The sequence below is a fragment of the Stenotrophomonas sp. Steno-Z2 genome, from assembly GCF_056393235.1.
Window position 1 is genome coordinate 470,390 of sequence record NZ_JBWJOY010000002.1, and the last position, 25,026, is coordinate 495,415.

Annotated in this window: 27 protein-coding genes; 10 read left to right on the top strand and 17 right to left on the bottom strand. The window is 71.5% G+C overall.

What is annotated here, in order from left to right; genetic code table 11:
* Positions 1 to 30: 30 nt before the first annotated feature.
* Together AC06FP_RS07295 and AC06FP_RS07300 are read left to right on the top strand one after the other, a co-directional pair.
* Complete coding sequence (locus tag AC06FP_RS07295) at positions 31 to 1,104, top strand: DUF5671 domain-containing protein (protein WP_478075037.1); 1,074 nt, start codon at positions 31 to 33, stop codon at positions 1,102 to 1,104.
* Positions 1,105 to 1,106: 2 nt separating this feature from the next.
* Positions 1,107 to 2,390 carry a DUF445 domain-containing protein gene (locus AC06FP_RS07300; protein ID WP_478075038.1) on the top strand — a complete coding sequence of 428 codons (1,284 nt, stop codon included), beginning with the start codon at positions 1,107 to 1,109 and terminating at the stop codon, positions 2,388 to 2,390.
* A 45-nt stretch (positions 2,391 to 2,435) separates the two neighbouring features.
* Here AC06FP_RS07300 and AC06FP_RS07305 read toward each other — a convergent pair whose 3' ends face one another.
* Complete coding sequence (locus AC06FP_RS07305) at positions 2,436 to 2,783, bottom strand: RidA family protein (protein WP_456118779.1); 348 nt, start codon at positions 2,781 to 2,783, stop codon at positions 2,436 to 2,438.
* 53 nt (positions 2,784 to 2,836) lie between these two features.
* Positions 2,837 to 3,472, bottom strand: coding sequence for a DUF998 domain-containing protein (locus AC06FP_RS07310; protein WP_478075302.1), 636 nt, complete (start codon positions 3,470 to 3,472; stop codon positions 2,837 to 2,839).
* Between the two features lie 152 nt (positions 3,473 to 3,624).
* Between AC06FP_RS07310 and mprF the strand changes: the two genes are divergently transcribed.
* Entirely contained in the window at positions 3,625 to 6,183 is a 2,559-nt protein-coding gene (gene mprF, locus AC06FP_RS07315) for a bifunctional lysylphosphatidylglycerol flippase/synthetase MprF (RefSeq protein ID WP_478075039.1), read from the top strand.
* On the opposite strand, the gene AC06FP_RS07320 is transcribed toward mprF, so the two are convergent.
* From AC06FP_RS07320 to thpR, 4 genes are all read right to left on the bottom strand, one after another.
* Positions 6,149 to 7,522: a virulence factor family protein gene (locus AC06FP_RS07320; RefSeq protein WP_478075040.1), complete on the bottom strand. Its 1,374-nt coding sequence runs from the start codon at positions 7,520 to 7,522 to the stop codon at positions 6,149 to 6,151. The genes mprF and AC06FP_RS07320 overlap by 35 nt on opposite strands.
* Before the next feature lie 71 nt (positions 7,523 to 7,593).
* Entirely contained in the window at positions 7,594 to 7,776 is a 183-nt protein-coding gene (locus AC06FP_RS07325) for an oxidoreductase-like domain-containing protein (RefSeq protein ID WP_456118773.1), read from the bottom strand.
* Positions 7,777 to 8,596: 820 nt separating this feature from the next.
* Positions 8,597 to 9,196, bottom strand: a complete 600-nt coding sequence (locus AC06FP_RS07330) for an HD domain-containing protein (RefSeq protein WP_478075041.1) — start codon at positions 9,194 to 9,196, stop codon at positions 8,597 to 8,599.
* A 119-nt stretch (positions 9,197 to 9,315) separates the two neighbouring features.
* On the bottom strand, positions 9,316 to 9,903 hold the full coding sequence (gene thpR / locus AC06FP_RS07335; protein ID WP_478075042.1) for an RNA 2',3'-cyclic phosphodiesterase: 588 nt from the start codon (positions 9,901 to 9,903) through the stop codon (positions 9,316 to 9,318).
* Positions 9,904 to 10,202: 299 nt separating this feature from the next.
* Here thpR and AC06FP_RS07340 point away from each other — a divergent pair, with 299 nt between their 5' ends.
* Positions 10,203 to 11,306: a transglutaminase domain-containing protein gene (locus AC06FP_RS07340; protein ID WP_478075043.1), complete on the top strand. Its 1,104-nt coding sequence runs from the start codon at positions 10,203 to 10,205 to the stop codon at positions 11,304 to 11,306.
* 67 nt (positions 11,307 to 11,373) lie between these two features.
* Here the strand turns inward: AC06FP_RS07340 and AC06FP_RS07345 are convergent, their stop codons facing one another.
* The 4 genes from AC06FP_RS07345 to AC06FP_RS07360 all read right to left on the bottom strand — a co-directional run bounded on the left by AC06FP_RS07345 (position 11,374) and on the right by AC06FP_RS07360 (position 13,838).
* Positions 11,374 to 11,706, bottom strand: a complete 333-nt coding sequence (locus AC06FP_RS07345) for a zinc ribbon domain-containing protein YjdM (RefSeq protein WP_478075044.1) — start codon at positions 11,704 to 11,706, stop codon at positions 11,374 to 11,376.
* An 81-nt stretch (positions 11,707 to 11,787) separates the two neighbouring features.
* Positions 11,788 to 12,678, bottom strand: a complete 891-nt coding sequence (locus tag AC06FP_RS07350; RefSeq protein ID WP_478075045.1) for a DUF4097 family beta strand repeat-containing protein — start codon at positions 12,676 to 12,678, stop codon at positions 11,788 to 11,790.
* Positions 12,679 to 12,690: 12 nt separating this feature from the next.
* Positions 12,691 to 13,263 (bottom strand): hypothetical protein, encoded by a 573-nt coding sequence (locus AC06FP_RS07355; protein WP_478075046.1) that lies wholly within the window; start codon positions 13,261 to 13,263, stop codon positions 12,691 to 12,693.
* Complete coding sequence (locus tag AC06FP_RS07360; RefSeq protein WP_456118761.1) at positions 13,260 to 13,838, bottom strand: RNA polymerase sigma factor; 579 nt, start codon at positions 13,836 to 13,838, stop codon at positions 13,260 to 13,262. Before AC06FP_RS07360 ends, AC06FP_RS07355 begins: the two co-directional genes overlap by 4 nt.
* A 125-nt stretch (positions 13,839 to 13,963) precedes the next feature.
* On the opposite strand from AC06FP_RS07360, the gene AC06FP_RS07365 reads away from it, so the two are divergent.
* The 3 genes from AC06FP_RS07365 to AC06FP_RS07375 all read left to right on the top strand — a co-directional run bounded on the left by AC06FP_RS07365 (position 13,964) and on the right by AC06FP_RS07375 (position 17,246).
* A complete protein-coding gene (locus AC06FP_RS07365; protein WP_478075047.1) occupies positions 13,964 to 15,226 on the top strand; it encodes an alkaline phosphatase family protein in 1,263 nt (420 codons plus the stop codon).
* A gap of 42 nt (positions 15,227 to 15,268) precedes the next feature.
* A complete protein-coding gene (locus tag AC06FP_RS07370; RefSeq protein ID WP_478075048.1) occupies positions 15,269 to 15,850 on the top strand; it encodes a mechanosensitive ion channel domain-containing protein in 582 nt (193 codons plus the stop codon).
* A gap of 145 nt (positions 15,851 to 15,995) precedes the next feature.
* Entirely contained in the window at positions 15,996 to 17,246 is a 1,251-nt protein-coding gene (locus AC06FP_RS07375; protein ID WP_478075049.1) for a sugar transporter, read from the top strand.
* Positions 17,247 to 17,249: 3 nt separating this feature from the next.
* Here the strand turns inward: AC06FP_RS07375 and AC06FP_RS07380 are convergent, their stop codons facing one another.
* A complete protein-coding gene (locus tag AC06FP_RS07380) occupies positions 17,250 to 17,516 on the bottom strand; it encodes a DksA/TraR family C4-type zinc finger protein (protein ID WP_055770167.1) in 267 nt (88 codons plus the stop codon).
* Positions 17,517 to 17,592: 76 nt separating this feature from the next.
* Positions 17,593 to 18,150, bottom strand: a complete 558-nt coding sequence (locus AC06FP_RS07385) for a DUF2058 domain-containing protein (RefSeq protein ID WP_478075050.1) — start codon at positions 18,148 to 18,150, stop codon at positions 17,593 to 17,595.
* 65 nt (positions 18,151 to 18,215) lie between these two features.
* Here AC06FP_RS07385 and AC06FP_RS07390 point away from each other — a divergent pair, with 65 nt between their 5' ends.
* Both AC06FP_RS07390 and AC06FP_RS07395 read left to right on the top strand, forming a co-directional pair.
* On the top strand, positions 18,216 to 18,731 hold the full coding sequence (locus AC06FP_RS07390; RefSeq protein WP_478075051.1) for a M48 metallopeptidase family protein: 516 nt from the start codon (positions 18,216 to 18,218) through the stop codon (positions 18,729 to 18,731).
* Positions 18,732 to 18,830: 99 nt separating this feature from the next.
* Entirely contained in the window at positions 18,831 to 19,541 is a 711-nt protein-coding gene (locus AC06FP_RS07395) for an RNA pseudouridine synthase (protein WP_478075052.1), read from the top strand.
* Between the two features lie 77 nt (positions 19,542 to 19,618).
* Here the strand turns inward: AC06FP_RS07395 and AC06FP_RS07400 are convergent, their stop codons facing one another.
* From AC06FP_RS07400 to sstT, 3 genes are read right to left on the bottom strand one after another with little or no spacing between them, the layout of a single operon-like run.
* Positions 19,619 to 19,924 carry an AzlD domain-containing protein gene (locus AC06FP_RS07400; protein WP_478075053.1) on the bottom strand — a complete coding sequence of 102 codons (306 nt, stop codon included), beginning with the start codon at positions 19,922 to 19,924 and terminating at the stop codon, positions 19,619 to 19,621.
* Positions 19,921 to 20,643: an AzlC family ABC transporter permease gene (locus AC06FP_RS07405; protein ID WP_478075054.1), complete on the bottom strand. Its 723-nt coding sequence runs from the start codon at positions 20,641 to 20,643 to the stop codon at positions 19,921 to 19,923. Before AC06FP_RS07405 ends, AC06FP_RS07400 begins: the two co-directional genes overlap by 4 nt.
* A 5-nt stretch (positions 20,644 to 20,648) precedes the next feature.
* Entirely contained in the window at positions 20,649 to 21,857 is a 1,209-nt protein-coding gene (sstT, locus tag AC06FP_RS07410; protein ID WP_478075055.1) for a serine/threonine transporter SstT, read from the bottom strand.
* Between the two features lie 115 nt (positions 21,858 to 21,972).
* Between sstT and AC06FP_RS07415 the strand changes: the two genes are divergently transcribed.
* Positions 21,973 to 23,547: a phospholipase D family protein gene (locus AC06FP_RS07415; RefSeq protein ID WP_478075056.1), complete on the top strand. Its 1,575-nt coding sequence runs from the start codon at positions 21,973 to 21,975 to the stop codon at positions 23,545 to 23,547.
* 30 nt (positions 23,548 to 23,577) lie between these two features.
* Here the strand turns inward: AC06FP_RS07415 and AC06FP_RS07420 are convergent, their stop codons facing one another.
* On the bottom strand, positions 23,578 to 24,636 hold the full coding sequence (locus AC06FP_RS07420; RefSeq protein ID WP_478075057.1) for an HDOD domain-containing protein: 1,059 nt from the start codon (positions 24,634 to 24,636) through the stop codon (positions 23,578 to 23,580).
* Positions 24,637 to 24,694: 58 nt separating this feature from the next.
* Positions 24,695 to 24,985 (bottom strand): hypothetical protein, encoded by a 291-nt coding sequence (locus tag AC06FP_RS07425; RefSeq protein WP_456118737.1) that lies wholly within the window; start codon positions 24,983 to 24,985, stop codon positions 24,695 to 24,697.
* Positions 24,986 to 25,026 lie beyond the last annotated feature (41 nt).

Here is a 25,026-nt window from a genome sequence, read left to right on the forward strand (position 1 = left end):
CCATGCGTCGTCCCCGACGAGGAACCCGCCATGGCCTCTGCCTCCCCGGAACTGGAGCAGTTCGTGCGCGACGCGCTGATGCGCGGCCATGACCGCCAACAGGTGACCCAAGCCCTGCTCGCCGCCGGCTGGAGCGCCGAGCAGATACGCGGCGTGCTCGATGGCTGGGCCGAGGTGGATTTCGCCCTGCCGGTACCGCGCCCGCGCGCCTCGCTGTCCGCGCGCGAGGCCTTCCTCTACCTGCTGCTGTTCAGCGCCCTGTATTTCTTCGCCTGGAACCTGGGCAGCCTGCTGTTCGCGCTGCTGGAACATGCCCTGCCCGACCCGGCCGACGCGCAATGGCAGGTGATGCGGCTGAGCGGCGCGATCCGCTGGTCCATCTCCGCGCTGCTCATCGCCTTCCCGGTGTTCGCCTTCCTCTCCCGCCACCTCGCCCACGACGTGGCGCGCAACCCGATCAAGCGCCTGTCGCCGATCCGCCGCTGGCTCACCTACCTGACCCTGTTCGCCGCCGCGGCCATCCTGATCGGCGACCTCACCACCCTGGTGTACAACCTGCTCGGCGGCGAGCTGAGCCTGCGCTTCGTGCTCAAGGTGGCGGTGGTGGCGGCCATCGCCGGCACCGTGTTCGGCCACTACCTGCGCGACCTCCGCCGCGAGGAAGTGGCCGGCGCCGACCAGACCGCCACCGGCCGCCGCGTGCTGTGGGCCGCCGGCATCGTCACCGCGCTGGCCGTCGCCGCCGGCGTGTGGGTGATGGACTCGCCGATGCGGCAGCGGCAGCTGCGGCTGGATGAAGCCCGCATCGGCGACCTGCAGACGCTGGAGATGGCGATCGTGGCATGGCGCAACGAACACGAAGCCCTGCCGCCCGACCTCGATGCGCTGGCCGCGCAGCCCGGCGTCAATCTGCCGCGGCGCGACCCGGACGGCGGTGCGGATTACCGCTACCGCCGCATCGACGCCACCCACTACGAACTGTGCGCCGGGTTCGCCACCGACAGCGGCGAGCGCCGCGCGCGCTGGCGCCTGCCCCCTGCCGGGCAGTGGGCGCACCCGGCCGGCCCGCACTGCTTCCGTCGCGGCGTGGGCGACAAGGATTGAGCATGGAGCGCGCCGATCCGCGCCGCGCGCAGCTGCGCCGGCTCAAGCGGTACGCGCTGGCGATGCTGCTGGCGATGCTGGCCGGCTTCGTCGTCAGCCACCTCAACGGCGAGCGCGGCATCTGGGCGTGGGTCGGCGCGTTCTGCGAGGCGGCCACGGTCGGCGCGCTGGCCGACTGGTTCGCGGTGGTGGCGCTGTTCCGCCGCCCGCTCAACCTGCCGATCCCGCATACCGCCATCATCCCGCGCAACAAGGCGCGCATCGCCGACAGCCTGGCGGTGTTCGTGCGCGACCACTTCCTCGAACCCGAAGCGCTGCTGGCCCGGCTGAAGGTATTCGACCCCGCCACGCGCCTGGGCCAATGGCTGGCAGAGCCGGAACAGGCGCGCATGCTGGCCGGCATGGCGCGCGGCTGGGCGCTGCAGGCGCTGGACCTGCTGGACGAGGCCGCCGTGCGCCGCGCCATCCAGGGCTTCGTGGTCGAACAGCTGCGGCAGTGGAACGCCGCGGCCACCGCCGGCGACCTGCTTGGCCTGCTCACCGCCGACGACCGCCACCAGCGCGTGCTCGACGAGGGCCTGACCCGCGTCGCCGGCTGGCTCGACAGCGAGACCGTGCGCCAGCGCGCTTCGGCGCTGATCGTGCGCTACATCCGCAAGGAGTGGCCGAAGCTGGCCAGCACCGTGGACTGGGTCAAGCCCATCGACGAGATCGGCGATTCGCTTGCCGACCGCCTGGCCCGCGCCGGGCTGGACGAGCTGCAGGCCGTGCTTTCCCAGCCCGGCCATCCGCTGCGCCAGGATTACGCGCGCTGGCTGGGCGGCTACCTGCAGCGGCTGCGCCAGGACCCGGCGCTGGCCGCGCGGGTGGACGCGCTCAAGCAGCAGGCTATCGACCACCCGGCCGTGCAGGACTACGTGCAGGGGCTGTGGCAGCGCATCCACGCGCAGCTGCGCACCGACCTCTCGCGCGAGGATTCGGCGCTGGCCGCCCACCTGGAACGCAACCTCGGCCGGCTCGGCGCCGCCATCGGCCGCGACCCGGCGCTGCGCGATGCGCTCAACCAGCACATGCTGGCCGGCGCGGAAAAACTCACCACGCGCCTGCGCAGCGGCGTGACCGCGCACATCGCGCAGACGGTGAAGGGCTGGGACGAACGCAAGCTGGTCGAACAGCTGGAACTGAGCGTGGGCCGCGACCTGCAGTACATCCGCTTCAACGGCACCCTGGTCGGCGGCCTGATCGGCCTGCTGCTGCACGCGCTGACCGGCTGGCTGCGCTTCTGAAACGGAAGGGGAAGTCGCCTTCCCCGCTCCGCCCGCTCCAGGCGCTTACGGCACCGCCGCGGTGACGACGATCTCGATCTTCCACGCCGGGTTGGCCAGCTTTGCCTGCACCGTGGCGCGCGCCGGCGTGGCGCCTTCCGGCACCCATTTGTCCCAGGCCTGGTTCATGCCGGCGAAATCGGCCATGTCGGCCAGGAAGATTTCCGCGCGCAGGATGTGGCTCTTGTCGGTCGGCGCCAGCCGCAGCAGGTCGTCGATGGCCTGCAGCACCTGCTCGGTCTGGCCGACGATGTCGGCGCTGGTGTCTTCCGGCACCTGCCCAGCCAGGTAGGCCACGCCGTGGTGGATGGTCATTTCCGACATGCGCGGACCGGTATCGAAGCGTTCGATCATGGGGGGTTTCCCGTGGGTGGATGTGGCGCCCATTGTGCCCGCAACCGATGGTTTCAGCCGTGACGTCGCGGCTGCCGCCACAGCTGCAGCGCGGCCAGCGCCAGCCACGCCACGACCAGCGCGATCACCGCCTTCTGCCCCAGCCCGCGCGGCGTGTCGCGCCAGAGCACGTGCAGCCACAGGCCGGCGAACGCCAGCCAGGCCCACCACCACGCCAGCCGGTGGAAGCCGCGCCAGCGCGGGTCGCGCCCGAAGCACCAGGCCTGCAGCAGCATCGCCGTGGTGACGCAGAGAAAGGCCGTCTGCGCGGCCAGCGCATGCACCAGCGGCGCGAGCAGCGGCGCCCGTTCCGGCAACCAGCTGTCGCCCACCGCCACGGCCGCCAGGCCCACGCCCGCAGCGCAGAACAGCCCCAGCGGCAGGCCACGCCGCGCCGGCCCCTGCAGGCGCGCATGCAAGGCGACGGCGAGCACGGCGATGGCCGCCGCCAGCACGCAGTAGGCACTGCGCAGCCACAGCCCGTGCGGGCCGTGCAGGTACAGGCTGAGCGTGGCGCGCACCCAGTCCAGGTCGGTGCGCGCGAACTGCAGCCAGGTCGCCGTGGCGGCGAACAGCAGCAGCGCGGCCAGCGCCAGCAGTGCGGCCAGGCGCGCGGGATCGCGGAGCGGTCGGTGGCAGGAAGTGGCCAGGGCGATTCCCTGCGGAGGAACGGGACGCCAGCTTATCCGGGTGCGCGCCCGTCCGCCGGCTGAAGGCCGCGCGCCTGCTTGCCAGCACCGTCATGCCTTGCCGATAGTCTCTGCATCCCCGCGCCGCCACGGCGCCCGCCGCCCCACCCCACATGGCCGATCCCGCCACACACACCGCACCCGCAACCGCCGGCTGGCGCCGCTTCGCCGCCGTCGCCGTCACCCTGGCGATCATGGGCATGGCCCTGCATGCGCTGGCCGGCGAGTTCAGCGAGCAGGGCTACCGCCAGATCCGCAGCGCCATGCATGCATTGTCGTGGTCGCAGCTGGGTCAGGCCCTGCTGCTGGGCATGGCCAGCTATGGCTGCCTGATCGGTTTCGATGCGATCGGGTTGCGCCGTGCCAATCGACGCCTGCCGGCCAGCCGCGTGACGATCACCGCCTTCCTCGCCCACGCCGCCGGGCAGACGCTGGGCTTCGCCGCGCTCACCGGCGGCGCGATCCGCGTGCGCAGCTACGGCAACGCCGGGCTGGGGCTGGCCGAGATCGGCCAGGTCGTGCTGATGAGCACGCTGGGTTTCGTGTTCGGCGCCTGGGTGCTGCTGGGCCTGGCGCTGTGGCTGGAGCCGGGGGCGGCGGCGCAGGCGCTGCCGCTGACCGCGCCGCTAGTGCGCCTGCTGGGCATCGCCCTGCTGCTGGGCTTCGGCGCGATGTGGCTGGCGGTGGGCCACGGCGGCCGCAGCATCGGCTGGCGCGGGCACCGCGTGTGGATACCGGACCGGCGCACGGTGCTGGAAGTCACCGCGCTGAGCGTGGTGGAACTGGGGCTGGCGTCGGCGGCCTTCTGCGTCCTGCTGCCGGCGCAGGACGGCGTCGGCTACATCGGCTTCATCGGGCTGTACCTGGTGGCGGTGGTGGCCGGGCTGGTCTCCACCGTGCCGGCCGGGCTGGGCGTGTTCGAGTGGAGCCTGCTCAAACTGATGCCGCAGCTTGCGCCGGCCGCCATCCTCGCCGCGGCGGTGGCCTACCGCGTCACCTATTACCTGGTGCCGCTGTTCCTCTCCACCCTGCTGGCGGGGCTGGCCAGCATCCGCCGGCCGCTGCGCAGCGGCGCCAGTACGCTCTGGCACGTGCTGCGCCCGTGGTTGCCACAGGTCATCGCCCTGGCCGTGTTCGCGGTAGGCGCGCTGCTGGTGATCGACGGCACCCTGCCGCTGCCTCGGCACCGCGCGCTGCACGCGCCGCTGCCGATCGTGGAGACCTCGCACCTGCTGGGCAGCCTGGGCGGCGTGCTGCTGTTGCTGATCGGCCAGGGCCTGCAGCGGCGCAGCCATGCAGCGTGGCTGATCGCATTGGCGCTGAGCGTGCTGCTGCCGATCCCGGCATGGCTGCGCGGCAGCCATGCGCTGGTGGCGCTGGCCCTGCCGCTGGTGGCGGTGGTGCTGTGGGCGGCGCGGCGCGAGTTCTACCGGCAGGGCGCGCTGCTGGACGAGGCCTGGTCCTGGCCGTGGCTGCGCAACCTGGCGCTGGTGCTGGTGGCCACGGTGTGGCTGCTGTTTTTCGTCTACAGCCACGTCGAGTACCAGAACGAGCTGTGGTGGCAGTTCGCCACCTCCGGCAACGCGCCGCGCGCGCTGCGCGCGCTGCTGCTGGTGAGCATGGTGGTGATCGTGTTCGGTCTGGCGCGGCTGCTGCACAGCACGCGTACGCCCCTGCCGGTACCCGACGCCGCGCAGCTCGAACAGCTGCGGCCGCTGCTGGCGCGGGCGCAGGACACCCAGGCCTGCCTGGCGATGACCGGCGACAAGGCGATCCTGCGCAGCGAGGACGGCAACGGCTTCGTGATGATGCAGCGCTACGGCGGCTCGCTGGTGTCGATGGGCGACCCGGTCGGCCCGCCGGACACGGCGCGCGCGCTGATCTGGCGGTTCCGCGAGGAAGCCGACCGGCTCGGCCTGCGCCCGGTGTTCTACCAGACCGGCGACCAGCACTGGCAGACCTACCTCGACCTGGGGCTGACCCTGGTCAAGCTCGGCGAGGAGGCGATGGTGTCGCTGTCCGGCTTCAGCCTGGAAGGCAGCGCGCGCGCGGACCTGCGCCAGGCCTGGAACAAGGGCCGGCGCTCGGGCCTGGGTTTCCGCGTGGTGCCGGCCGGGGACGTGGCGCCGCTGCTGCCGGAACTGGCCGCGATCTCCGACGCCTGGCTGGAGGACAAGGCCGGCGACGAGAAGGGCTTCTCGCTCGGCAGCTTCGACGCCGGCTACCTGTGCCGCTTCCCGCTCGCCCTGGTCGAAGCCGAAGGTCGCATCGTCGCCTTCGCCAACCTGTGGCAGGCGCCGGTCGCGCAGGAGCTGTCGGTGGACCTGATGCGGCACCGCCCCGATGCGCCCAAGGGCACCATGGACTTCCTGTTCATCGAACTGTTCCTGTGGGGCGCGGCCAACGGCCATACGCGCTTCTCGCTGGGCATGGCGCCGCTGACCGGGCTGGCCGAACACCGCCTGGCAGGGCGCTGGAACCGTTTCGCCAACCTCGTCGCGCGCCATGGCGAGCGCTTCTACGGCTTCGGCGGCCTGCGCCGCTTCAAGTCCAAGTTCGCGCCGGAATGGCGCCCACGCTACCTCGCCGCGCCCGGCGGCATGCACCTGCCCGCCGCGCTGCTGGACGTGACCCGGCTCATTTCGCTGGACCCGCGTCGGCAGTCGAACTGAGCCCGCCCAGCCGCTGCAGGATCACCCGCGCCAGCCCGGCGTAATCGCCCTCGAAGTGATGGTCGCCGGGCAGGCGCACCACCTGCGCCGAACCGGCCGGCAGCTGCGGGCACAATGCGTCGTCGTCGTCCTGGCCATAGACGCAGACGGTGCGCGCCGCCGGCAGCCGGCGCATCTCCGGCGCGATCGGCAGCCCCCGGTCGCTGCCACCGCCCAGCCAGTTGCTGACGTGGAACTCGTAGTCGGCGCGCGTGCCCACCGACAGCAGGGCGGTCATCGCCAGCATCGAGCTGGTGTCGACCGACAGCCGGTTGATCGCCGCCGGCAGCACGTCGGCGCCCTGCGAGAAGCCGATCAACATCAGTTTCGGGCGCTGCCACTGCCGCGCGTAATGGCGGGCGATGCGGTCCAGGTCGGCGGCGAAACCAGCCGGCGTGCGCTCGCTCCAGAAGTAGCGCAGCGAATCCACGCCCACCACCGGGATGCCGGCCTGCGCCAGCGCGCCGGCCACCTCCTTGTCCAGCCCCGCCCAGCCGCCGTCGCCGGAAACGAACACGGCGAAGGTGTCGCCATTGCCGGCGGCCGGCACTTCCACCAGCGGCAGGCCATCGAGTTCGTGCGGCACCGGCGGCAGGCTCACCCCGCGCTGCGCGCCGAGCACGCGCGCGGCCGCGACCTCGCCCGGGATAGCGCTGCCCGAAGCGCTGCGCCGGAAGCGCCGCGCCAGCGGCACCGCCTGCAGGAAGGCTTCGACCTCGGTTGCAGGGCAGGCCACACCCCTGTCGGGCGCGGCCTGCAGCCACGGAACCCCCAAGGCCACCGGCACCAGCTTGCCGTCATGGGTACCGTCGCCGCAGATCATGCGAGGCTCGTGCAGGCGCGGGCAGAAGTCCTCGGTGAGCAGTCCGGCGAACACATCGGCGCCGGACTGCGCCGACACCGCATACGCCAGCGCGGCGCCCGCGCCATCGCCGCCCAGGATCGGCAGGCGATAGGTCGGCACGTGCAGGTAGGCCTGCACGTAACGCGAGAAATTCTCCACGTCGCCAGCGGAAAAACCGCAGCTGCCGCCCTCCTTCGCCAGCACGCCGGCCAGATGGCGGGCATCGATGTCCACCACCATCGCGCCATCGCGGCGCAGCGCCTGCAGGCGTGCCTGCCGCCGCGCGGCGTCGCCTTCGCCGGCGAACCACAGCACCACCCGCTGCACCGGCCCATCGGGCAGCAACACCGGCACCTGCTCGAAACGGCCGTGGCTGATCGGTTCCACCGCTGGCGCCGGCGCCGCGGCCAGCAGGCCGAAGGCCATCACCACCAGAGCGAGCGATGCACGTGCCATGAGCGCTTCCTTGACCGGAGAAATGGCAAGCCTACGCCTGCCAATGCCGGAATGGCGTCGAAGCCCCGGCGTCAGTCCTGCGCGTCGGGGTGGCGCAGTTTCCACGCCGCCAGCGCCTGGCGGTAGCGCGCCAGCTCATCGGCATACAGGTCCAGCACGCACAGCGGACAGCCGCTGCCACAGCATTCGTTGGGCCCCGGCTCCTCCGGCGGCGTGGGCCGCGGGTCCGGGTCGGGCGTGGAAATCGGATTCATCATCTCGGCCGGCGCGGCCGCCATAAAACAGGATCAGGCGATTCTAGGCCATGAGGTCCGGCGAGGCATGGAACTGTGGCTGTGTTGCCGTTGCCGTTGCCGTTGCCGTTGATTCTGCCTTTACCTTTACCTTTGCCTTTGCCTTTGCCTTTGCTTTTGCTTTTGCTTTTGACTTCGGGTCCCCTTCCGCAGCGACGGAGCTGGCGGGAAAAACCCGAAGGGCGACGCACATGGATGTGCGTCGTTTTTCGACGAGACAGGGATGTCTCGTCGAAAAATCCCGCCGGCGGAGTGGACCCAGCCCGCGCAGCGGGCTGGGCGCGGAGGCAGGGGCGTGCTTTCTCTTGGTTACTTCTCTTTGCACGAGCAAAGAGAAGTAACTCGCTCCTGCGAAGCAGGGGCGAAAGCTCTGCTTTCAAGCTTCCGCTTTCATGCTTGGCCTTGGCTCTTTGCCTTGGCTCTTTGCCTATCGCCTTGGCACAAACATCCAGGGGAAAACCAGAGCAAGGGCAGAAACAGGATCAAGGGCTTTCGCTCCCCTTCGGGGCGCGAGCCACCTTTCTTTGCTCGTGCAAAGAAACGTGGCCCAAAGAAAGCACGCCCTGCCTACGCGCCCAGCCCGCTGCGCGGGCTGGGTCCACTCCGCCGCCGGGATTTTTCGACGAGACATCCCTGTCTCGTCGAAAAACGACGTGCATCCCTGCACGTCGCCCCTTCGGGGTCTTGTCCGTCGGCTCCGTCGCTGCGGAAGGGGACCCGAAAAGTCAAAAGCTAAAGCGCAACAGCCAAAACCAAGCCACAGCCGCAGCCAAAGCAGGCCTCAGCCCGTCACCCGCCGCAGATTCTCCCGCGCCTGCGCGTCATAGCGCGCATGGAAGAAATCGCTGAAGAAAATGCGCGGCTGCGCCAGCACCCCCTTCAGGAAACGCCGGCGATTGAGCCGGAACAGGAAAACCGGCACCTTGCCCCGGTACTCCTCGGCAATGCCGCGGTCATAGGCATCGAAGACCGCCGGCGGCGCGCCGAGGATGGCCATGTCGCTGTCCAGGAACAACGCCGCATCCGCATCCAGTTCCTCGCCGCGCAGGCTGCCGTGGCGCGCGGTCAATTCGATCAACGTGGCTACCCGCTCCACGTCCACGCCGGCATCGGGCAGCCAGCGCGCGATCGCCTCGCGCGCCATCGTCGCCGAGCGGGCTTCGTTGTCGCCGCGACCGGCCTCGTAGACGGCATCGTGGTACAGCATCGCCAGCGCCACCTCGCGCGGCTGCCGCCAGCCGGGACCGGCGGCGACATCGCGGTGGTGGCGCAGCAGCGCCTGCACATGCCCGAAATTGTGGTAGGCGCGCGGCGGCTGCGCGTGCGCGGCTTCGATCTCGGCCAGTTGGCCCGGCGGCAGCGGCATCGGAATCAGATCCATGCCGGCATTCTAGGCAGGCAACACGCCGGATGCGCACCTCAATACGCGCCGGTGCCTGCCTGCAGCCCGGCACCAGCCTCGAATCCCTGTGCGGGGGTGCGCTCCTGCAGAAAGCAGGTTCAACCCAGCTGCCAGCGCCCTTCCAGCTGGTAGCGGGTCTGCCCCAGGTAACTGCGGATCAGCACGAACTCGCGCACCAGCCAGCGCATCGGCTGTACCGGCTGCGCCGGCAGGCGCCGCCTGTCGTAGAGCAGGGTCAGGTGCGGCGTGAACGCCGGATCCGGGCGGCTGCCGACGGCCTGCAGGCAGCGCGCCAGTTCCTGGTGCAGACCATGCAGCAGATCGGCGCCATGCTCGCTGCGCAATACGAACGGATGCTGGCGGCCACCGGCGAAACTGCCGACCTCATCGAAGCACACCTCGAACTCCGGCATGCGCACCCGCGCCGCGGCCTGCTGCACCTTGGCCAGCAGGCTGGGCGGCAGGCCGGCATAGTCGCCCAGGTGGTGCAGGGTGACGTGCAGGCGCTCGCGCGCCAGCGGCCGGCCGCCCAACCCATGTTCATCGCGCAGCCCCTCGGCCAGTTCGGCGATGCGCCAGGCCGTGGCCGGGTCGGGCATCACCGCGAAGAACAGGCGCTCGGTGGGAATGTCGCTGCCGAGACCCAGCGACAGTTGCGCTTCGGCGGAGGGAATGAACTTCGTCATGGTCGAATGAAAACGCCGGCCGGCGGGAGATGCCGGCGTATGGCGGCGCGGCCTCGTCTGGGGCGCGGATACTAGCAGACCCGGCCGCGCGTCGGGCCGCCGGTTTCCGGCGACGGCAGGGCCCGTGGCGAAAACATGACCACCCTTCCGCAACGCCCGCGGCGCAAGGCGCGCCGGGGGTTATCCACATCTTTGCCAACGGCCGGTCCACACCGCCTGTGGATTGCCCACGCGGATGCGCCGGCGCGCCGGGACAGGCATACACTGGGGCCGCCGAAGCAACCTCACGGGTGGTCGCCATGATCGGTTGGAATGCTTTCGCCCTGCTCGCCGCCATCAACTTCGCTCCGCCGGCCACGCCGCCGACGCCCGAGCAGGTCATGGCGATCCCTCCCGAACTGAAGCAGCGGGTACGCGAGGAGGTGGTCAACCCGACCAATTCGCTCGAGCAACGCCTGCAAAGGCTGATCGACCTCGTTTTCCAGCCACAGAGACTGGATGCCAAGGCCGACCCGGACGCGGCTCTGCAGTACGACACCGCTGCGACGCTGACCATAGCCGAGGCCTGGTCCCAGCACCGCGCCAACTGCCTTTCCTTCACCCTGCTCTTCGTCGCGCTGGCCCGCGAAGCAGGCATCGAGGCCCGGGTCCAGGAAGTCGGGCAGGTCGTCATGTGGTACCAGGAGCAGGGCGTGGTCTACAACGCCGGACACGTCAACGTCGGACTGCGCATCAACGGCCGCCGCGCCACCCTGGACCTGGACCAGAACGTGCTGTACGACCGGCGCGGCCCACATCTGGTTTCAGACCAGCGCGCCCTGGCCCACTTCTACAACAATCGCGGCGCCGAGCTCCTGGCAGCCCAGCAGATCGAGGCGGCCCGCGCGCATTTCCGCATGGCGCTGGCGCAGGAACCGCGCTTCGCCCCGGCGTGGAACAACCTGGGCGTCCTGGAGAGCCGGTCGGGCGACACGGCGGCAGCGGTCCGCGCGTTCGACAATGCACTGGCCATCGCCCCTGACCTGTCCTCCACGCTCTCCAACGCCAGCGCGCTCTACCGGCGCATCGGCGATGACCAACGCGCGGGCCGGCTGGAGGCGCGGCTGCAGCGCGAACGGGAACGCGACCCGTTTTACCAGTTCATGCAGGGCGTGGAAGCCGAGCGGCGCGCCGACTATCCGACCGCCATCCACTATTACCGGCGCGCCGTGCGGCTGTACGGCACTGCCCATCAATTCCATTTCGGGCTGGCGCGCGCCTACTCGCTCAGCGGCGACAACCGCCGCGCGGCGCGCGAGCTGGAGCAGGCGCGCACGCTCGGCAACTCCGACAGACTGCGCGCGATCTACCAGGCCAAGCTGGATACGCTGCGCAGGCTGACCGCCCGCCATGGCGGACATTGAAGCGGCCACGCTCCTGCGGCCGGGCACAACGCCCGGCCCGGGCGTTGGCGGCGGGCCCCGACTTGACTCAGGCCTTGCGCAGGAAGCAGGTCTTCAGCACCAGGCCCTTGATCTTGTCCGAGTTGCCTTCGATGTGCTCGGCGTCGTCCTCGACCAGGCGGATGTTGCGGATCACCGTGCCCTGCTTGAGCGGGATCGACGAGCCCTTGACCTTGAGGTCCTTGATGACGGTGACGGTGTCGCCGGCGACCAGCACGTTGCCGTTGCTGTCGCGCACCACCACGGCCGATGCGGCGGCTTCGCCCGGGGCCCATTCATGGCCGCAGTCGGCGCATATCCACAGCGCGCCGTCGGGGTAGACGTTCTCCGACGAACACTGCGGGCAGGAAGAATCGGGCATGACGGCTCCATACATGACGTGGCAAGCCGCCTATTGTAGCCGCCCGCCCCGGTTTCGCCGGCGCGGGCGGAAGGGCGGCGCTCAGCGCCCGCCGAGGCTCACCCGCACGCTGCCCGAATGCGAGTTGATCGTGATGTCGCCATCGCCGCCGCCGATGCGCGCGTCGAGATGGCTGCCCGGACCGTAGCGCGGGCGTTCGACCTCGCCCACGTCCGAACGGATGCTGCCGCTGAAGCTCTTGACCTTCAGCTGCGCGGACGTGCGCGCCGGCAGGGTCAGCGTGATCGGCGCGCTCACCGTCTGCAGGCTGATGCGGCCGCCCGGCTGCAGGCCGGCGCTGCGCACGCCCAGGCTGCCGGACACGGTCTCGACATCGAGCCGCTGCACCGCGGACAGATCCAGCTCGACGCCACCGGAAACCGAGTTGGCGCTCACCTCGCCGCCGCTGGTGCCGGCCGCGTTGATCGCGCCGCTGACCGAGCGCAGTTCCAGCCGCGAGGTCCGCAGCTGCGAGCGGATCGCGCCGCTGACGCTGGTGAGGCTGCTCTCGCCGGCCTGGCCGTTGGCGCGGATGCCGCCACTGACGGTGCTGGCCTGCAGCCGGCGCAGGTCGACATCGGCCACGTCCAGCGCGGCGCTGACCGTGCCGGCCTGCAGTTCGCTGCCGCGCGGCACGCGCAGTTCCAGTACCGCGCCGCGGCTGTTGCGGCTGTTCTGCGGGTACACCACCTTCAGCTGCACGCGGTTGGCGCTGTTCTGTACATCCAGGCGCTGGCCGTCGCCGAGCGTGCCGGTGAGCTGCACCTCGTTGCGGTCCCAGCCGCGCACGGTCACCGAGCCGGCGACGTTGCTGATCTCGACCCGCCCGCCGCTGGACAGCGCATGGCGTTCGTTGACCGGGGTCTGCGCCAGGGCCGGCAGCGGAGCCAGCAGCGCGATGGCGGCCAGCAGGTGTCGCAGGGAAACTTTCATGGGATTTCTCCTTCAGGTGGGAAGACCGGCGGGGGCCAGGCCCTGCCGGGTGAGTTCCAGGCGCAGCGCGTAGGTGCGCCGCAGTTGGCCGAGCAGGAAGCCGGCGTCGGGGCTCTGTGCGATCGCCGTGCGGATGCTGCCGGCGCTGGCGTCGAGCTCATGCAGCGCGGGCACGAGCTCGGCCGGTACGGTGTCCTGCGGAATGGACGCGATCGCCTGCTGGTAGGCGTCGGCCAGCGCATCAGCCTGCGCCTCCAGCGGCGATGCCTGCGCCGCCGGGGCCGGCACCGGCCGGTCCTGCTGGCCCCACCAGCGGCCGGCGCCGAACAGGGCCAGCGCGGCGACGGCCGCAGCGGCGGCGGTGGGCAGCCAGCGGCGACGACGCGTCGATGGCGTGGCGACGGCCGCAGCGGCAGCGGCTGGCAGGCGTGGCCCTTCCTGCACCGGCAGGCGCGGCTCTTCCTGCAGCTGCGCGGCGATGCGCTGCCAGGCCGCGGCCGGCGGCAGGCGTTCGGCGGGAAGCTGGCGCAGGCGCGCGGCCAGCGCGTCATGTCCGGGGTCGTGGTCGGGGATGCGTTCGTTCATGGTGTTTCTCCCAGACGCGCGCGCAGCAGGCCGCGCGCGCGATGCAGCTGTGCCTTGGAACTGCCGACGGCCATCTGCAGTTCCTCGGCGATTTCCTGGTGTTTCCAGCCTTCGATGTCGTGCAGCACCAGCACCGCGCGGGCGCGCGGCGGCAGGGTTTCCAGCGCGCGCTCCAGGTCCAGCCCGGTGGCGTGGCAGCGCGTGGCCGCCGGCATGCCCGCCAGCGCGTCCATGCCGTCCTCGCCGAGGTCCAGCGCCTCGAACGCGGCGCTGGCGCGCAGTTCCATCAACGCCGTGTTCACCGCCAGCCGGTGCAGCCAGGTGCCCAGCGCGCTCTCGAAGCGGAACTGCGGCAGCTTGCGCCAGGCCTGGATGAAGGTTTCCTGCAGCGCATCCTCGGCGCGCGCCGCGCTGCCGCCGCACAGCCGCCACAGCAGCGCGTACAGGCGCGGCGCGTGGCGGCGGTAGATGCGCTCGTAGGCGTGGCTGTCGCCACCGGCGGCGGCACGCGCCAGCGCGGCGTCGTCGGCGGCCTGCGGGAAAGGAGCGGTGGCGGTCACGGTGGCGTCGAGCATATCCCTTGGATGCGGCGGCCATCGAAAAGGTTTAAACCGCCGGCGGAAATTTCCCGGCGGCGGCAAAGGCTGACAGGGCCGGCCCGGTAGCCGACAATCGGCCTTCGCCATTTCCACGCAATTCCATGCTCCGACTCCCCGCTGCCCTGCTTGGCGCGGCCCTCGCGCTGGCCGGCTGCGCCAGCGCGCCCACGACGGCGCCCGCGCCGGCCCAGGCCAGGCTTGCGCGCGACGCCGACGCGCCGCTGATCCTGGTGTCGATCGACGGCTTCCGCAACGACTACCTGGACCGCGGCCTCACCCCGACGCTGTCGGCGCTGGCCGGCGATGGCGTGCGCGCCGAGTACATGCGCCCGTCGTATCCGTCCATCACCTTCCCCAACCACTACACGCTGGTGACCGGGCTGCGCCCCGACCACCACGGCGTCATCGCCAATTTCATGACCGATCCGTCGATCCCGGGCGTGCGCTTCAGCATGTTCGACCCGGCGACCGTCAGCGACGAACGCTGGTGGGACGACGGCACGCCGCTGTGGACCCGCGTGCGCGAACAGGGCGGGCGCGCCGCGGCCATGTTCTGGGTCGCCTCGGAAGCGCCGGTGCATGGCGCGCGTCCGGAATTCTGGCGCCCGTTCGACATCACCGTCAGCTCGCAGGACCGCGTCCGCCAGGTGCTGGAATGGCTGGCGCTGCCCGCGGCCGAACGCCCGCATTTCATCACCCTGTACTTCGACCGGGTGGACACCGTGGGCCATGAGCACGGCCCCGACTCTCCCGAGCTGGACCAGGCGCTGGGCGAGGTGGACACCGCCATCGGCCAGTTGCTGCGCGGCATCGACGCCCTCGGCCTGGGGCAGCAGGCGAACCTGGTGGTGGTCTCCGACCACGGCATGACCGCGACCGGGCCGGAGCAGGAGCTGTTCCTGGACGACCTCGTCGACGTGAGCCGGCTGGACTTCGGCTGGACCGGCGCCTACGCCTCCTTCGACGCCCTGCCCGGCGGCGAGGACGCCGCGCGGCAGCTGCTGGGCCGGCACGCGCACATGGAGTGCATGACCCGCGAGCGCATTCCGGCCCGTTTCCAGTATGGGCGGCACCGTCGCGTACCGGCCTACCTGTGCATCGGCGACCCCGGCTGGCAGATCACCACCCGCGCGGCGATGCAGCGCAAGGGCCACCGCCTGCGCGGCGAGCACGGCTACGACAATGCGCTGCCCGACATGCGCTCGCCGTTCATCGCCCATGGCCCGGCGTTCGGCCGGGGCGTGGTGATTGCGCCGATCGACAACGTCGACGTATACCCGCTGCTCGCGCGCGTGCTCGGCATCGCGCCGGGCGCCAACGACGGCGATGCCGCCCGTACCGCCGCCGCGCTGCGCCGCCGATGACCCGTGGGCCGCAGCGCATGCGGCCCTGCAAGGAGATTGCCGATGAAGAGATACCTGCCCGAATGGATGCACGAGTGGATCAGCCTGCTGGACGTGGCGCTGGCCATCGTCCTGATCCTGCTGGTGGCGTGGCTGCTGCGCCTGCTCACCCGGCGCCTGCTGGCGCGGCTGGGCATGCACTACACGCTGCCGCCGCAGGTGGAAACGGCCGCGCGGCGCCTGTCCAACTTCGTGATCGGCAGCGCCGCGCTGGTGGCGATCCTCGACCAGCTGGGCGTGTCGCCGACCATCCTGTGGACCGCGTTCACCGGCTTCGCCGCGGTCGGCGCGGTGGCGTTCTTCGCCGCGTGGAGCGTACTGTCCAACATCTTCTGCACCCTGCTGATCTTCACCACCCGGCCGTTCCGCCTCGGCGACCGCGTCGAGCTGCTGGAAGACGGCGAGAAACCCGGGCTGAAGGGCCAGGTGATCGACATCAACCTGATCTACACCACCCTGCAGGAAATCGGCGGCCCGGCCAAGGGCACGCTGATGCAGATCCCCAACAGCCTGTTCTTCCAGCGCGCCCTGCGCCGCTGGCCGGCGGGCGCGGCGCAGGCGCACGTGATCCAGGGCGACGGCTGAGCCCCTGCCACCGGCGCCGGCAGGCCGTCGCCGGCGACTGCGACCACGGCGTACCACAGCGTTCCGTCCGCGTACGGCCGCTGCGTGCGAAAATCGCGCCCGCAGCACCGCGACAGGCCGCCCCCTACCGGCTTTCCCTTCCGCAATGTCCCGCTCCCCCACGCCCTCCTGCGCCGCGTCCGCGGCGGAGGCCCCCCTGTCCGTTCCCGTCGCCCGCAGCGACCGCCAGCGCTGGCTGGGCGTGGTGGCGCTGGCGATGGCCGCCTTCGTGTTCAACACCAGCGAGTTCGTGCCGGTCGGGCTGCTGAGCGACATCGGCGCCAGCTTCGGCATGCCCATCGAGCATGTCGGGCTGATGCTCACCGCCTATGCCTGGGTGGTCGCGCTGGCCTCGCTGCCCGGCATGCTGCTCACCCGCGACGTCGACCGCCGCCGCCTGCTGCTGGGCGTGTTCGCGCTGTTCGTCGCCAGCCACCTGCTGTCGGCGGTGGCCTGGAATTTCGGCGTGCTGATGCTCAGCCGCATCGGCATCGCGCTGGCGCACGCGGTGTTCTGGTCGATCACCGCCTCGCTGGCGGTGCGCATCGCCCCGACCGACAAGCGCCCGCAGGCGCTGGGGCTGCTGGCCACCGGCACCTCGGTGGCGATGGTGCTGGGCATCCCGCTGGGCCGCATCGTCGGCGAGCTGCTGGGCTGGCGCGTCACCTTCCTGGCCATCGGCGGCGTCGCCCTGCTGGCGATGGCGGTGCTGGCGCGGCTGCTGCCGGCGCTGCCCAGCCAGAACAGCGGCTCGGCCCGCAGCCTCCCGCTGCTGCTGCGCCGCCCGGCGCTGCTGGCGCTGTACCTGCTGGTGATGGTGGTGGTGGCGGCGCAGTTCACCGGCTACAGCTACATCGAGCCGTTCGTGCAGCAGGTCGGTGGCTTCGACGCGCATGTGACCACCTGGGTGCTGCTGCTGTTCGGCGGCATGGGCTTCTTCGGCAGCCTGCTGTTCTCGCGCCTGGGCACGCGCTGGCCGCGCGGCTTCCTGCTCGCCGCCATCGTCACCCTGGCGCTGTGCCTGCTGGGCCTGCGCCTGGCCACCGGCGGCGCCTGGATGCTCTACGCGCTGGCCTCGGTGTGGGGCGTGGCGATGATCTGCTTCGCGCTGTCGATGCAGTCCAAGGTGCTGCGGCTGGCGGCCGACGCCACCGATGTGGCGATGGCGCTGTTCTCGGGCATCTTCAACATCGGCATCGGCGCCGGCGCGCTGATCGGCAGCCAGGTCGGCCTGCGCCTGGGCGTGGGCCATATCGGCCTGGTCGGCGGGCTGATCGCCACCGCCGGCGGGCTGTGGTGGCTGTTCGCGATGCGGTGCTGGGCCGGCAGTTTCAGCATGGGCGGCGACAGCCGCTGAGCCTCAGCGCAGCTGGCTGTCCTTGCTGCCGCGGCGGTTGTAGCCGCTGTGGGCCGACTCCTCGGCGTCCAGCGCCTGCTGGCAGGCCACGCACAGGCGCACGCCGGGAATGGCCTTGCGCCGCGCCTCGGGAATCGGCGCGTCGCATTCCTCGCAGCGCTCCAGCCCCGGCCCGCTGGGCAGGCGGCTGCGGGCGCGCTTGATCGCGTCCTCGACGGTGGCGTCTATCTGATCCTGAACGGCGGTATCTCCCGCCCAACCGGTGGCCATGGCTGGCTGCTCCGTAGTGACCAGGGGCCAGCCTAGCGCAAGCGCCTGTATGTCGGGCCAATGCGCCGCCGCGTGGTCACCAGACCAGGTCGTCGGGCACCACGAACTGCGCGTAATAGGCGTCGTCCTCGGCGTTGCCGCTGGATGCCGGCGCATCGCCGGCCTGGCCGTGGTCGAGCACGATCAGCGCGGCGTCGCGCTCGCGCACCTTTTCCGCGGCCAGTCGCGGCAGCAGCTCGAAGCCCTCGCCATGGCGCGCGATCACCAGCGTGCCGGCGGCCAGCTGCCTGCGCAGCGCCTCGTCCACCAGCAGGGTGCGGATCGCCGCACCATCGCTGAAGCGGTATTCCAGCTCGCCGCGGCGCGGCACCTTGCGGTCGGCGATGATCTGCCGCGCCTGCGCACGCAGTTCCTCGGCGCGGCGCTGGGCGTTGCGTTCGGCGGCCAGCGCGCGGTCGCGCTCGGCCTTCTCCGCGCGCGCGCGTTCGGCTTCCAGCTGGCCTTCGCTGGGGCCGGCGGCCGCGCCCTTGGCGTGCCGCGCCTTGTTCTGCTCGCGCGCGACCTGCGCGACCTGCGACTTCTTGACCAGGCCGGCCTTGAGCAGCTGCTCCTGCAGGGGATTCGCCTTTGCCATCTCTCGTACTACGTGATCGGATCGATGCTGCCATGATACCGGCCCGCCCCCACCCGCGCCCGCCGATGCAGCCCCTGACCTACCTCGCCGGCTATCCCGAGCACCTGCAGCAGCGCGCCCGCGCGCTGCTGGCGCAGGGAACGCTGGGCGAGGCCGTGCGCCGCCGCTACCCGCAGGCGCACGCGGTACGCAGCGACCGCCAGCTCTACGACTACGTGCAGGCGCTGAAGGAACGCCACCTGCGCCAGTCGGTGCCGCTGGGCAAGGTGCTGTACGACGGCAAGCTGCAGGTGCTCAGGCACGCGCTGGGCCTGCACACGGCGGTCTCGCGCAACCATGGCGGCAGGCTCAGGGCCAGCCGCGAGATCCGCATCGCCAGCGTGTTCCGCGATGCGCCGGCGCCGTTCCTGCGCATGATCGTGGTGCATGAACTGGCGCACCTGAAGGAGGCCGAACACAACAAGGCCTTCTACCAGCTGTGCCTGCACATGGAACCGGATTACCACCAGCTGGAGTTCGACCTGCGCCTGTACCTGACCGCGCTGGAGCACGAAGCCGCCGCCCCTCCCGGCATCCCGTAGAGGCGGATGCCGCCTTGCCGGAGAAGCTTCATGCCGGGCAGGCCCGGCACCTGCGTCGCCACGGCGCTACACTCCCCGCCCGCCGCACTGTCCGCCCCCATGACCACGCCCCTCCGTCTCGACAAGCGCCTCGCCGCGCAGCTGCACTGTTCCCGCGCCCAGGCCCGGCACTACATCGAGGGCGGCTGGGTCAGCGTGGACGGCGTGGTGGTGGAAGCGCCGCAGACCCTGGTGGCCGGCGAAACCATCACCCTCGCCGCCGGCGCCAGCAGCGAGCCGGCCGAACCGGCGACGCTGCTGCTGAACAAGCCCGCCGGCTGCACCGCCGCGGACATGTCCGCGCTGCTGCGCGAGGACGCGCGCTTCGCCGACGATGCTTCCGGCCTGCGCCTGCTGCACCGCCACTTCCTGCGCCTGGAAGCGCCGCTGCCGCTGGACGCCGCCGTCTGCGGCCTGGTGGTGCTCACCCAGGACTGGCGCGTGCGTCGGCACCTGCTCGAGGCCGGGCCGGGGCTGGAACAGGAGTTCATGGTCGACGTGGAAGGCGAAGGCAGCCCGTGGGCGTTGCCGAAGCTGACCCACGGGCTGAGCTTCCAGGGCCGCGCCCTGCCCGCCTGCAAGGTCAGCTGGCAGAGCGAGCAGCGCCTGCGCTTCGCGATCAAGGACGTGCGACCGGGCCAGCTGCAGCACATGTGCGCGGCGGTCGGGCTGCGCGCCACCCAGGTGCGGCGGCTGCGCATCGGCCGCATCGGCCTGAGCCGCATGCCGGATGGTCAATGGCGGTATCTGGCCCCCGGCCAGCGCTTCTGAGCCGCACTTCCCGCAGGTGCAGGGCCTGCCCTGCACGAAACTCCCCCGGCCAAAGCCCCGCCGGTGCCGCCCGGCGCCTACGCCAGCAGCCGCAGCACCGCCGCCGCCACCGCGCCGGCCAGCACCACCCCCAGGAACGGCAGGCGCAGCAGCAGCGCCAGCGCAGCCACCACCAGCGCGCCGAGGCGCGCGTCCAGCGCCATGCCCTGCCCGGCGGAGACCGCGTTCATCGTGGTCAGCGACGCCAGCAGGCCGATGGTCAAGGTGCCGGCCACGCGCGTCATGCGCGGCGATTCCATCCAGCGCACCGGCACCAGGTAGCCGCAGAACTTGATCGCCCAGGCCACGACGCTGGCCAGCAGCACCCAGCCCCACAGCGTCATCGCGCGTCTCCCGCGTCGTGGCCGGGCGCCACGTCCGGCTCCAGGCCTTCATCGGCCGGGCCGCGCCCGAACCAGCCCCACAGCCCAGCGACCGCGGCCGCCAGCAGGATCGGCACGCCCGGCGGCACCCAGGGCAGCGCCAGCACCGTCACCAGCGCGCAGGCCACGGCGATGGCCACCGGTTCGCGCGAACGCAGGCGCGGCCACAGCAGGCCGAGGAAGGCGGCCACCGCGGCGCCATCCAGGCCCCAGCGGCGCGGGTCGCCCAGCGCATCGCCAAGCAGCGCGCCCAGCAGGGTGAACAGGTTCCACAGCAGGTAGACGCCCACGCCGGCCGCCCAGAACCCGCGGCGCTGCTCGGCGGGCTCGTCCTGGCCAGCGGCGGTCGCCACCGATTCGTCGATGGTGACCTGCGCCGACAGCGGGCGCAGCCAGCCGCGCGGCCGCAGCATGCGGTTGATCTGCGCGCCGTACACCGCGTTGCGGATGCCCAGCAGCGTGGCCGCGCCGAATGCGGCCGCGCCGGTGCCGCCGGCGCCGATCACGCCGATGAAGGCGAACTGCGAGCCGCCGGTGAACATCAGCAGGCTCAGTGCCGCGGTCTGGCCGACACTGAACCCGGACGCCACCGCCAGCGCGCCGAAGGAAACGCCGTACAGCCCGGTGGCCAGCGCGATGGAAAGGCCGATGCGGACCGCCGGGGTGAAGCGCGCGCCCATCGCCGTCAGCCGCGCCCGCGCGCCTGCTCGGCGGCGGCCACGAACACCACGTCGGTGGAGGAATTGAGCGCGGTCTCGGCCGAGTCCTGCACCACGCCTACCACGAAGCCCACCGCCACCACCTGCATCGCCACGTCGTTGGAAATGCCGAACAGGCCGCAGGCCAGCGGGATCAGCAGCAGCGAGCCGCCCGGCACGCCGGATGCGCCGCAGGCGCCGATCGCCGCCACCACGCTCAGCAGCAGCGATGTGGGCAGGTCCACGGCGATGCCGAGCGTGTGCACCGCCGCCAGCGTCAGCACCGAGATGGTGATCGCCGCGCCGGCCATGTTGATGGTCGCGCCCAGCGGGATCGCCACCGAATAGGTTTCCTCGTGCAGGCCCAGCTTGCGGCACAGTTCCAGGTTGACCGGGATGTTGGCCGCCGAGGAGCGGGTGAAGAACGCGGTGATGCCGCTCTCGCGCAGGCAGCGCAGCACCAGCGGGTACGGGTTGCGGCGGGTCACCACCGCCACGATCAGCGGGTTGCCGACGAAGGCCATGAACAGCATCGCCCCGACCAGCACGCACAGCACGTGCAGGTAGGCCTTCAGCGCGCCGAGGCCGGATTCGGCCAGCAGCGAGGCGACGATGCCGAACACGCCCAGCGGCGCCAGCCGGATCACCATGCGCACGATCCAGGTGATCGCCGCGGACAGGTCGGCCACCACCGCGCGCGTGCCGGCGCCGGCGTGGCGCAGCGCCAGGCCCAGGCCGACCGCCCACGCCAGCAGGCCGATGTAGTTGGCATGCAGCAGCGCGTTCACCGGGTTGTCGACGATCTGCATCAACAGCGTGCGCAGCACCTCGCCGATGCCGCCCGGCGCGCTCAGCCCTGCATCGGTGGGCGCCTTCAGCAGCAGCGTGCTGGGGAACAGGGTGCTGGCCAGCACGCCCACCAGCGCCGCGGCCAGCGTGCCGACCACGTACAGCAGCAGGATCGCGCGGATGTGCGTCTTCTGCCCCTGCTGGTGGTTGGCGATGGAAGCCGTGACCAGGATCAGCACCAGCGCCGGCGCCACCGCCTTCAGCGCCGACACGAACACGGTGCCGAGCAGCCCGACCGCGCGCGCGCCCTGCGGCCAGGCCAGCGCCAGCACGATGCCGGCGAGCAGGCCGATGATGATCTGGACCACCAGGCTGGGGGCGCGAAAGGAAGGGGAACGGTCGCTCATCGGCAGGCTCGGGCAAGGCAAACCGCGATTCTCGCCCAGACCGCCCGCCGCCCACACCCCCGGAACGTCATGGCCGACGCGCCGACATCACCCCGACACCGCTAGGATGCGGGCCATGGAACCCTCCCCCTCCCGCGGCAGGCGCCTGCTGCGCCTGTGCGGCCGCCTCCTCGCGGTGCTCCTGCTGCTGGTCGCCAGCGGCCTGCTGCTGGGCGACCGGCTCACCCCGCGCGCGGTCGGCGCGCCGTCCACCGCGCTGCCGCCGCGCACCGGGCAGACCCCGCTGGACCGCGCGCTCGCCCCCCAGCTTGCCGCGCATCCGGGCCGCAGCGGCGCGGCCTACCTGGTCGACGGGCTGGAAGCCTTCGCCGCGCGCTCGGTCGTCACCCGCCAGGCCGGCCGCAGCCTGGACCTGCAGTACTACATGTGGCACGACGACATGGTCGGCCACCTGCTGGCGCGCGACGTGTACGAGGCGGCCGAACGCGGCGTGCGCGTGCGCCTGCTGCTGGACGACATGAACGCCTCGGGCATGGACAAGCAGCTGCTGGCGCTGGACGCGCACCGCAACATCGAGGTGCGCCTGTACAACCCGTTCCGCAACCGCGAGGGCGTGTGGCGGCTGGTGGAGATGGTGCAGCGGGTCTTCAGCATCAACCACCGCATGCACAACAAGGCCTGGATCGCCGACGGCCGCGTGGCCATCGTCGGCGGCCGCAACATCGGCGCGGAGTATTTCGACGCGCGCCCGGACGTCAATTTCCGCGACCTGGACCTGCTGCTCGCCGGCCCGGCCGCCGGCCAGGCCAGCGCCATCTTCGACGCCTTCTGGAACAGCCGCGCCGCCGTGCCCATCGCCGCCCTCGCCCCGGTGTCGCGCCAGCAGCTCGGCCAACTGGTCTCCCGCGCCACCCTGGACGCGCGCCGCGCCGAGGCCCGCCCCTACCTGGACCGGCTGCGCACGCGCCTGGCCGGCACCTATGTCGGCGACCGCCTGCCGCTGCACTGGAGCGCGCGCCTCCAGGTGTATTCCGATCCACCGCTCAAGCACCGCGACAACGACCGCGCCGACTGGCTGGTGACGCGCCTGGCCACCGAACTGGGCCAGGCCCGGCACAAGACCCTGCTGATCTCGCCGTATTTCGTCCCCGGCCGCACCGGCGAGGAGGAACTGCTGCGGCAGGTGGCCGGGGGCGTGCATGTCGGCATCGTCACCAACTCGCTGGCCGCCAACGACGTGGCCGCGGTACACAGCGGCTACATGCATTACCGGCTGCCGCTGCTGCGCGGCGGCGTCCAGCTCTACGAACTCAAGTCGCGCGGCGATGGCGGCCGCAGTTCGGCCTTCGGCAGCAGCGGCGCCAGCCTGCACACCAAGGCCATCGTCGTGGACGACCGGCGCGGCTTCGTCGGCTCGTTCAACATCGACCCGCGCTCGGCCTACCTCAACACCGAGATGGGCGTGCTGTTCGACGACCCGGTGCTGGCGGTGCAGCTGCGCGAGGAATACCTGCGCCTGTCCGGCCCGGACCTGAGCTATTACCTGTACCTGGACAGCGACGGGAAACTGCGCTGGCTGGACCGCGCACGCGCGCCGCCGGCCGGCTACGTCGCCGAACCGGACACCACCTGGCTGCAGCGCGCCACCGCGCGCGTCATCAGCTGGCTGCCGCTCGAATCGCAGCTGTAGGCCGTCGCCCGCCCACGGCGGGCGGCAGGCTCAGGGGGCGCACGGCTCGTCCGGGCTGACCCGCTTCCACAGCCAGCCGCCGACATGGCCGGGCACGCAGGCGGACAGCAGTTCCAGCGCCTGCGCTTCGTCCAGCAGACCTTCCCGGCACAGCATCGACAGCGCCGCGGCCAGTTCGCCGACTTCCAGCGAGCGCGCCAGCGACGATGCCGGCGCGCCCTGCCCGTCCGCTTCCAGCGCGGCGGCGACCTCGGCCGCAAGCTGCCATTCGCGCGCGATCCGCGCCGCCAGCGGCGGCGTGCAGCGTTCCAGCAGCGACAGCAGCAGTTCCGGCGACGGCGCCAGCGTCTGCCGGCGCGAATAAGCGTCGGCGGTGGCGCGCACCACCATGACCATGGCCAGCCCGCGCAGCAGGCCGGCCAGCTGCGCGGAGAATCCGTCCTCGCGCTCCACGCCGCGCGCGTGGTCGGCCGCGGCCAGCGACATGCGCAGGGTGTAGTCCCAGATCCGCTGCGAGAACCGCCCGCCGTCGCCGTCGGGGGGATTCATCACCGGCTGCACCAGCGCGGCGGAGATGATCTGGCGGATGCCCTCGTTGCCGACCAGGGTCACCGCGCGCTCGATGCTGCGCACCTGCTGTTGCTGGAAGCGGTACAGCGCGCTGTTGGCGATGCGCAGCAGGTTCACCGTCAGCAGCGGGTCGCTGCCGATGATGCGGCCGATGGAACGCGCCGAGGCGGTGCTGTCGTTGACGCTGTGGATCAACTGCGGCAGCAGGTGCGGGCGCCGCGGGAGGTAGCGCTGCGACAGGTCGGCGCGCTCCAGCGACGCCACCACGGCATCGGCCACCGGGTCATGCGCGGGCAGGTCGGGCAATTCGGCCTCCCCGCCTTCGACGCCGAGCGCGGCGCGCAGGAAGCGCCGGCGCATCTGCGGCAGCAGCGCGGGGTCCATGGCCGGCGCGGCGGCCGTGTCGGTGTCGGGGGCTTCGGGAACATAGCTCCAGGCCTCGGCCTGCGGCCGCCGCCCGAACCACCAGGCCGCGCCCGCCCCGGCCAGCAGCGCCGCCACGAGCGCGGAAAGGATCACCGGTTCCAACGCAAGCGCCTCCCGTGCCCAGGGCGTGCCGGCCGCATGCCGCGATCCGTCACCTGTCGGTTCTTTCCAGGCGGATGCCGAGCGGGCCTCCCAGCGAACCGTCCTGGTTGATGGTGAAATTCAGCGACGCGCCCTTCTGCGGCAGCGCCACCTTCAGGGTGTCGCCTTCGCGCACATAGGTGGTTTCCTGTGCGATGCCCATCGCCTCGATGGTCACCTTGCCGCCGGAGGTGAAGCTGTACCGGGTGACGCCCATCGCGTCGGCATAGACGCCCTTGATGCCCTGGCTGCAGGCCGACAGCAGGCACAGCACGGCGATGACGGGCAGGTACTTCTTCATTCTTCCCCCGGAGGTGATGGATCGGCGCCCGACGGACGCCA

Excerpts from the sequence above, each read along its gene's own strand:
- AC06FP_RS07295 (WP_478075037.1), top strand. The coding sequence starts at position 31 with ATGGCCTCTGCCTCCCCGGAACTGGAGCAGTTCGTGCGCGACGCGCTG.
- AC06FP_RS07300 (WP_478075038.1), top strand. The coding sequence starts at position 1,107 with ATGGAGCGCGCCGATCCGCGCCGCGCGCAGCTGCGCCGGCTCAAGCGG.
- AC06FP_RS07305 (WP_456118779.1), bottom strand. The coding sequence starts at position 2,783 with ATGATCGAACGCTTCGATACCGGTCCGCGCATGTCGGAAATGACCATC.
- mprF (WP_478075039.1), top strand. The coding sequence starts at position 3,625 with ATGGCCGATCCCGCCACACACACCGCACCCGCAACCGCCGGCTGGCGC.
- AC06FP_RS07320 (WP_478075040.1), bottom strand. The coding sequence starts at position 7,522 with ATGGCACGTGCATCGCTCGCTCTGGTGGTGATGGCCTTCGGCCTGCTG.
- AC06FP_RS07325 (WP_456118773.1), bottom strand. The coding sequence starts at position 7,776 with ATGAATCCGATTTCCACGCCCGACCCGGACCCGCGGCCCACGCCGCCG.
- AC06FP_RS07330 (WP_478075041.1), bottom strand. The coding sequence starts at position 9,196 with ATGGATCTGATTCCGATGCCGCTGCCGCCGGGCCAACTGGCCGAGATC.
- thpR (WP_478075042.1), bottom strand. The coding sequence starts at position 9,903 with ATGACGAAGTTCATTCCCTCCGCCGAAGCGCAACTGTCGCTGGGTCTC.
- AC06FP_RS07340 (WP_478075043.1), top strand. The coding sequence starts at position 10,203 with ATGATCGGTTGGAATGCTTTCGCCCTGCTCGCCGCCATCAACTTCGCT.
- AC06FP_RS07345 (WP_478075044.1), bottom strand. The coding sequence starts at position 11,706 with ATGCCCGATTCTTCCTGCCCGCAGTGTTCGTCGGAGAACGTCTACCCC.
- AC06FP_RS07350 (WP_478075045.1), bottom strand. The coding sequence starts at position 12,678 with ATGAAAGTTTCCCTGCGACACCTGCTGGCCGCCATCGCGCTGCTGGCT.
- AC06FP_RS07355 (WP_478075046.1), bottom strand. The coding sequence starts at position 13,263 with ATGAACGAACGCATCCCCGACCACGACCCCGGACATGACGCGCTGGCC.
- AC06FP_RS07360 (WP_456118761.1), bottom strand. The coding sequence starts at position 13,838 with ATGCTCGACGCCACCGTGACCGCCACCGCTCCTTTCCCGCAGGCCGCC.
- AC06FP_RS07365 (WP_478075047.1), top strand. The coding sequence starts at position 13,964 with ATGCTCCGACTCCCCGCTGCCCTGCTTGGCGCGGCCCTCGCGCTGGCC.
- AC06FP_RS07370 (WP_478075048.1), top strand. The coding sequence starts at position 15,269 with ATGAAGAGATACCTGCCCGAATGGATGCACGAGTGGATCAGCCTGCTG.
- AC06FP_RS07375 (WP_478075049.1), top strand. The coding sequence starts at position 15,996 with ATGTCCCGCTCCCCCACGCCCTCCTGCGCCGCGTCCGCGGCGGAGGCC.
- AC06FP_RS07380 (WP_055770167.1), bottom strand. The coding sequence starts at position 17,516 with ATGGCCACCGGTTGGGCGGGAGATACCGCCGTTCAGGATCAGATAGAC.
- AC06FP_RS07385 (WP_478075050.1), bottom strand. The coding sequence starts at position 18,150 with ATGGCAAAGGCGAATCCCCTGCAGGAGCAGCTGCTCAAGGCCGGCCTG.
- AC06FP_RS07390 (WP_478075051.1), top strand. The coding sequence starts at position 18,216 with ATGCAGCCCCTGACCTACCTCGCCGGCTATCCCGAGCACCTGCAGCAG.
- AC06FP_RS07395 (WP_478075052.1), top strand. The coding sequence starts at position 18,831 with ATGACCACGCCCCTCCGTCTCGACAAGCGCCTCGCCGCGCAGCTGCAC.
- AC06FP_RS07400 (WP_478075053.1), bottom strand. The coding sequence starts at position 19,924 with ATGACGCTGTGGGGCTGGGTGCTGCTGGCCAGCGTCGTGGCCTGGGCG.
- AC06FP_RS07405 (WP_478075054.1), bottom strand. The coding sequence starts at position 20,643 with ATGGGCGCGCGCTTCACCCCGGCGGTCCGCATCGGCCTTTCCATCGCG.
- sstT (WP_478075055.1), bottom strand. The coding sequence starts at position 21,857 with ATGAGCGACCGTTCCCCTTCCTTTCGCGCCCCCAGCCTGGTGGTCCAG.
- AC06FP_RS07415 (WP_478075056.1), top strand. The coding sequence starts at position 21,973 with ATGGAACCCTCCCCCTCCCGCGGCAGGCGCCTGCTGCGCCTGTGCGGC.
- AC06FP_RS07425 (WP_456118737.1), bottom strand. The coding sequence starts at position 24,985 with ATGAAGAAGTACCTGCCCGTCATCGCCGTGCTGTGCCTGCTGTCGGCC.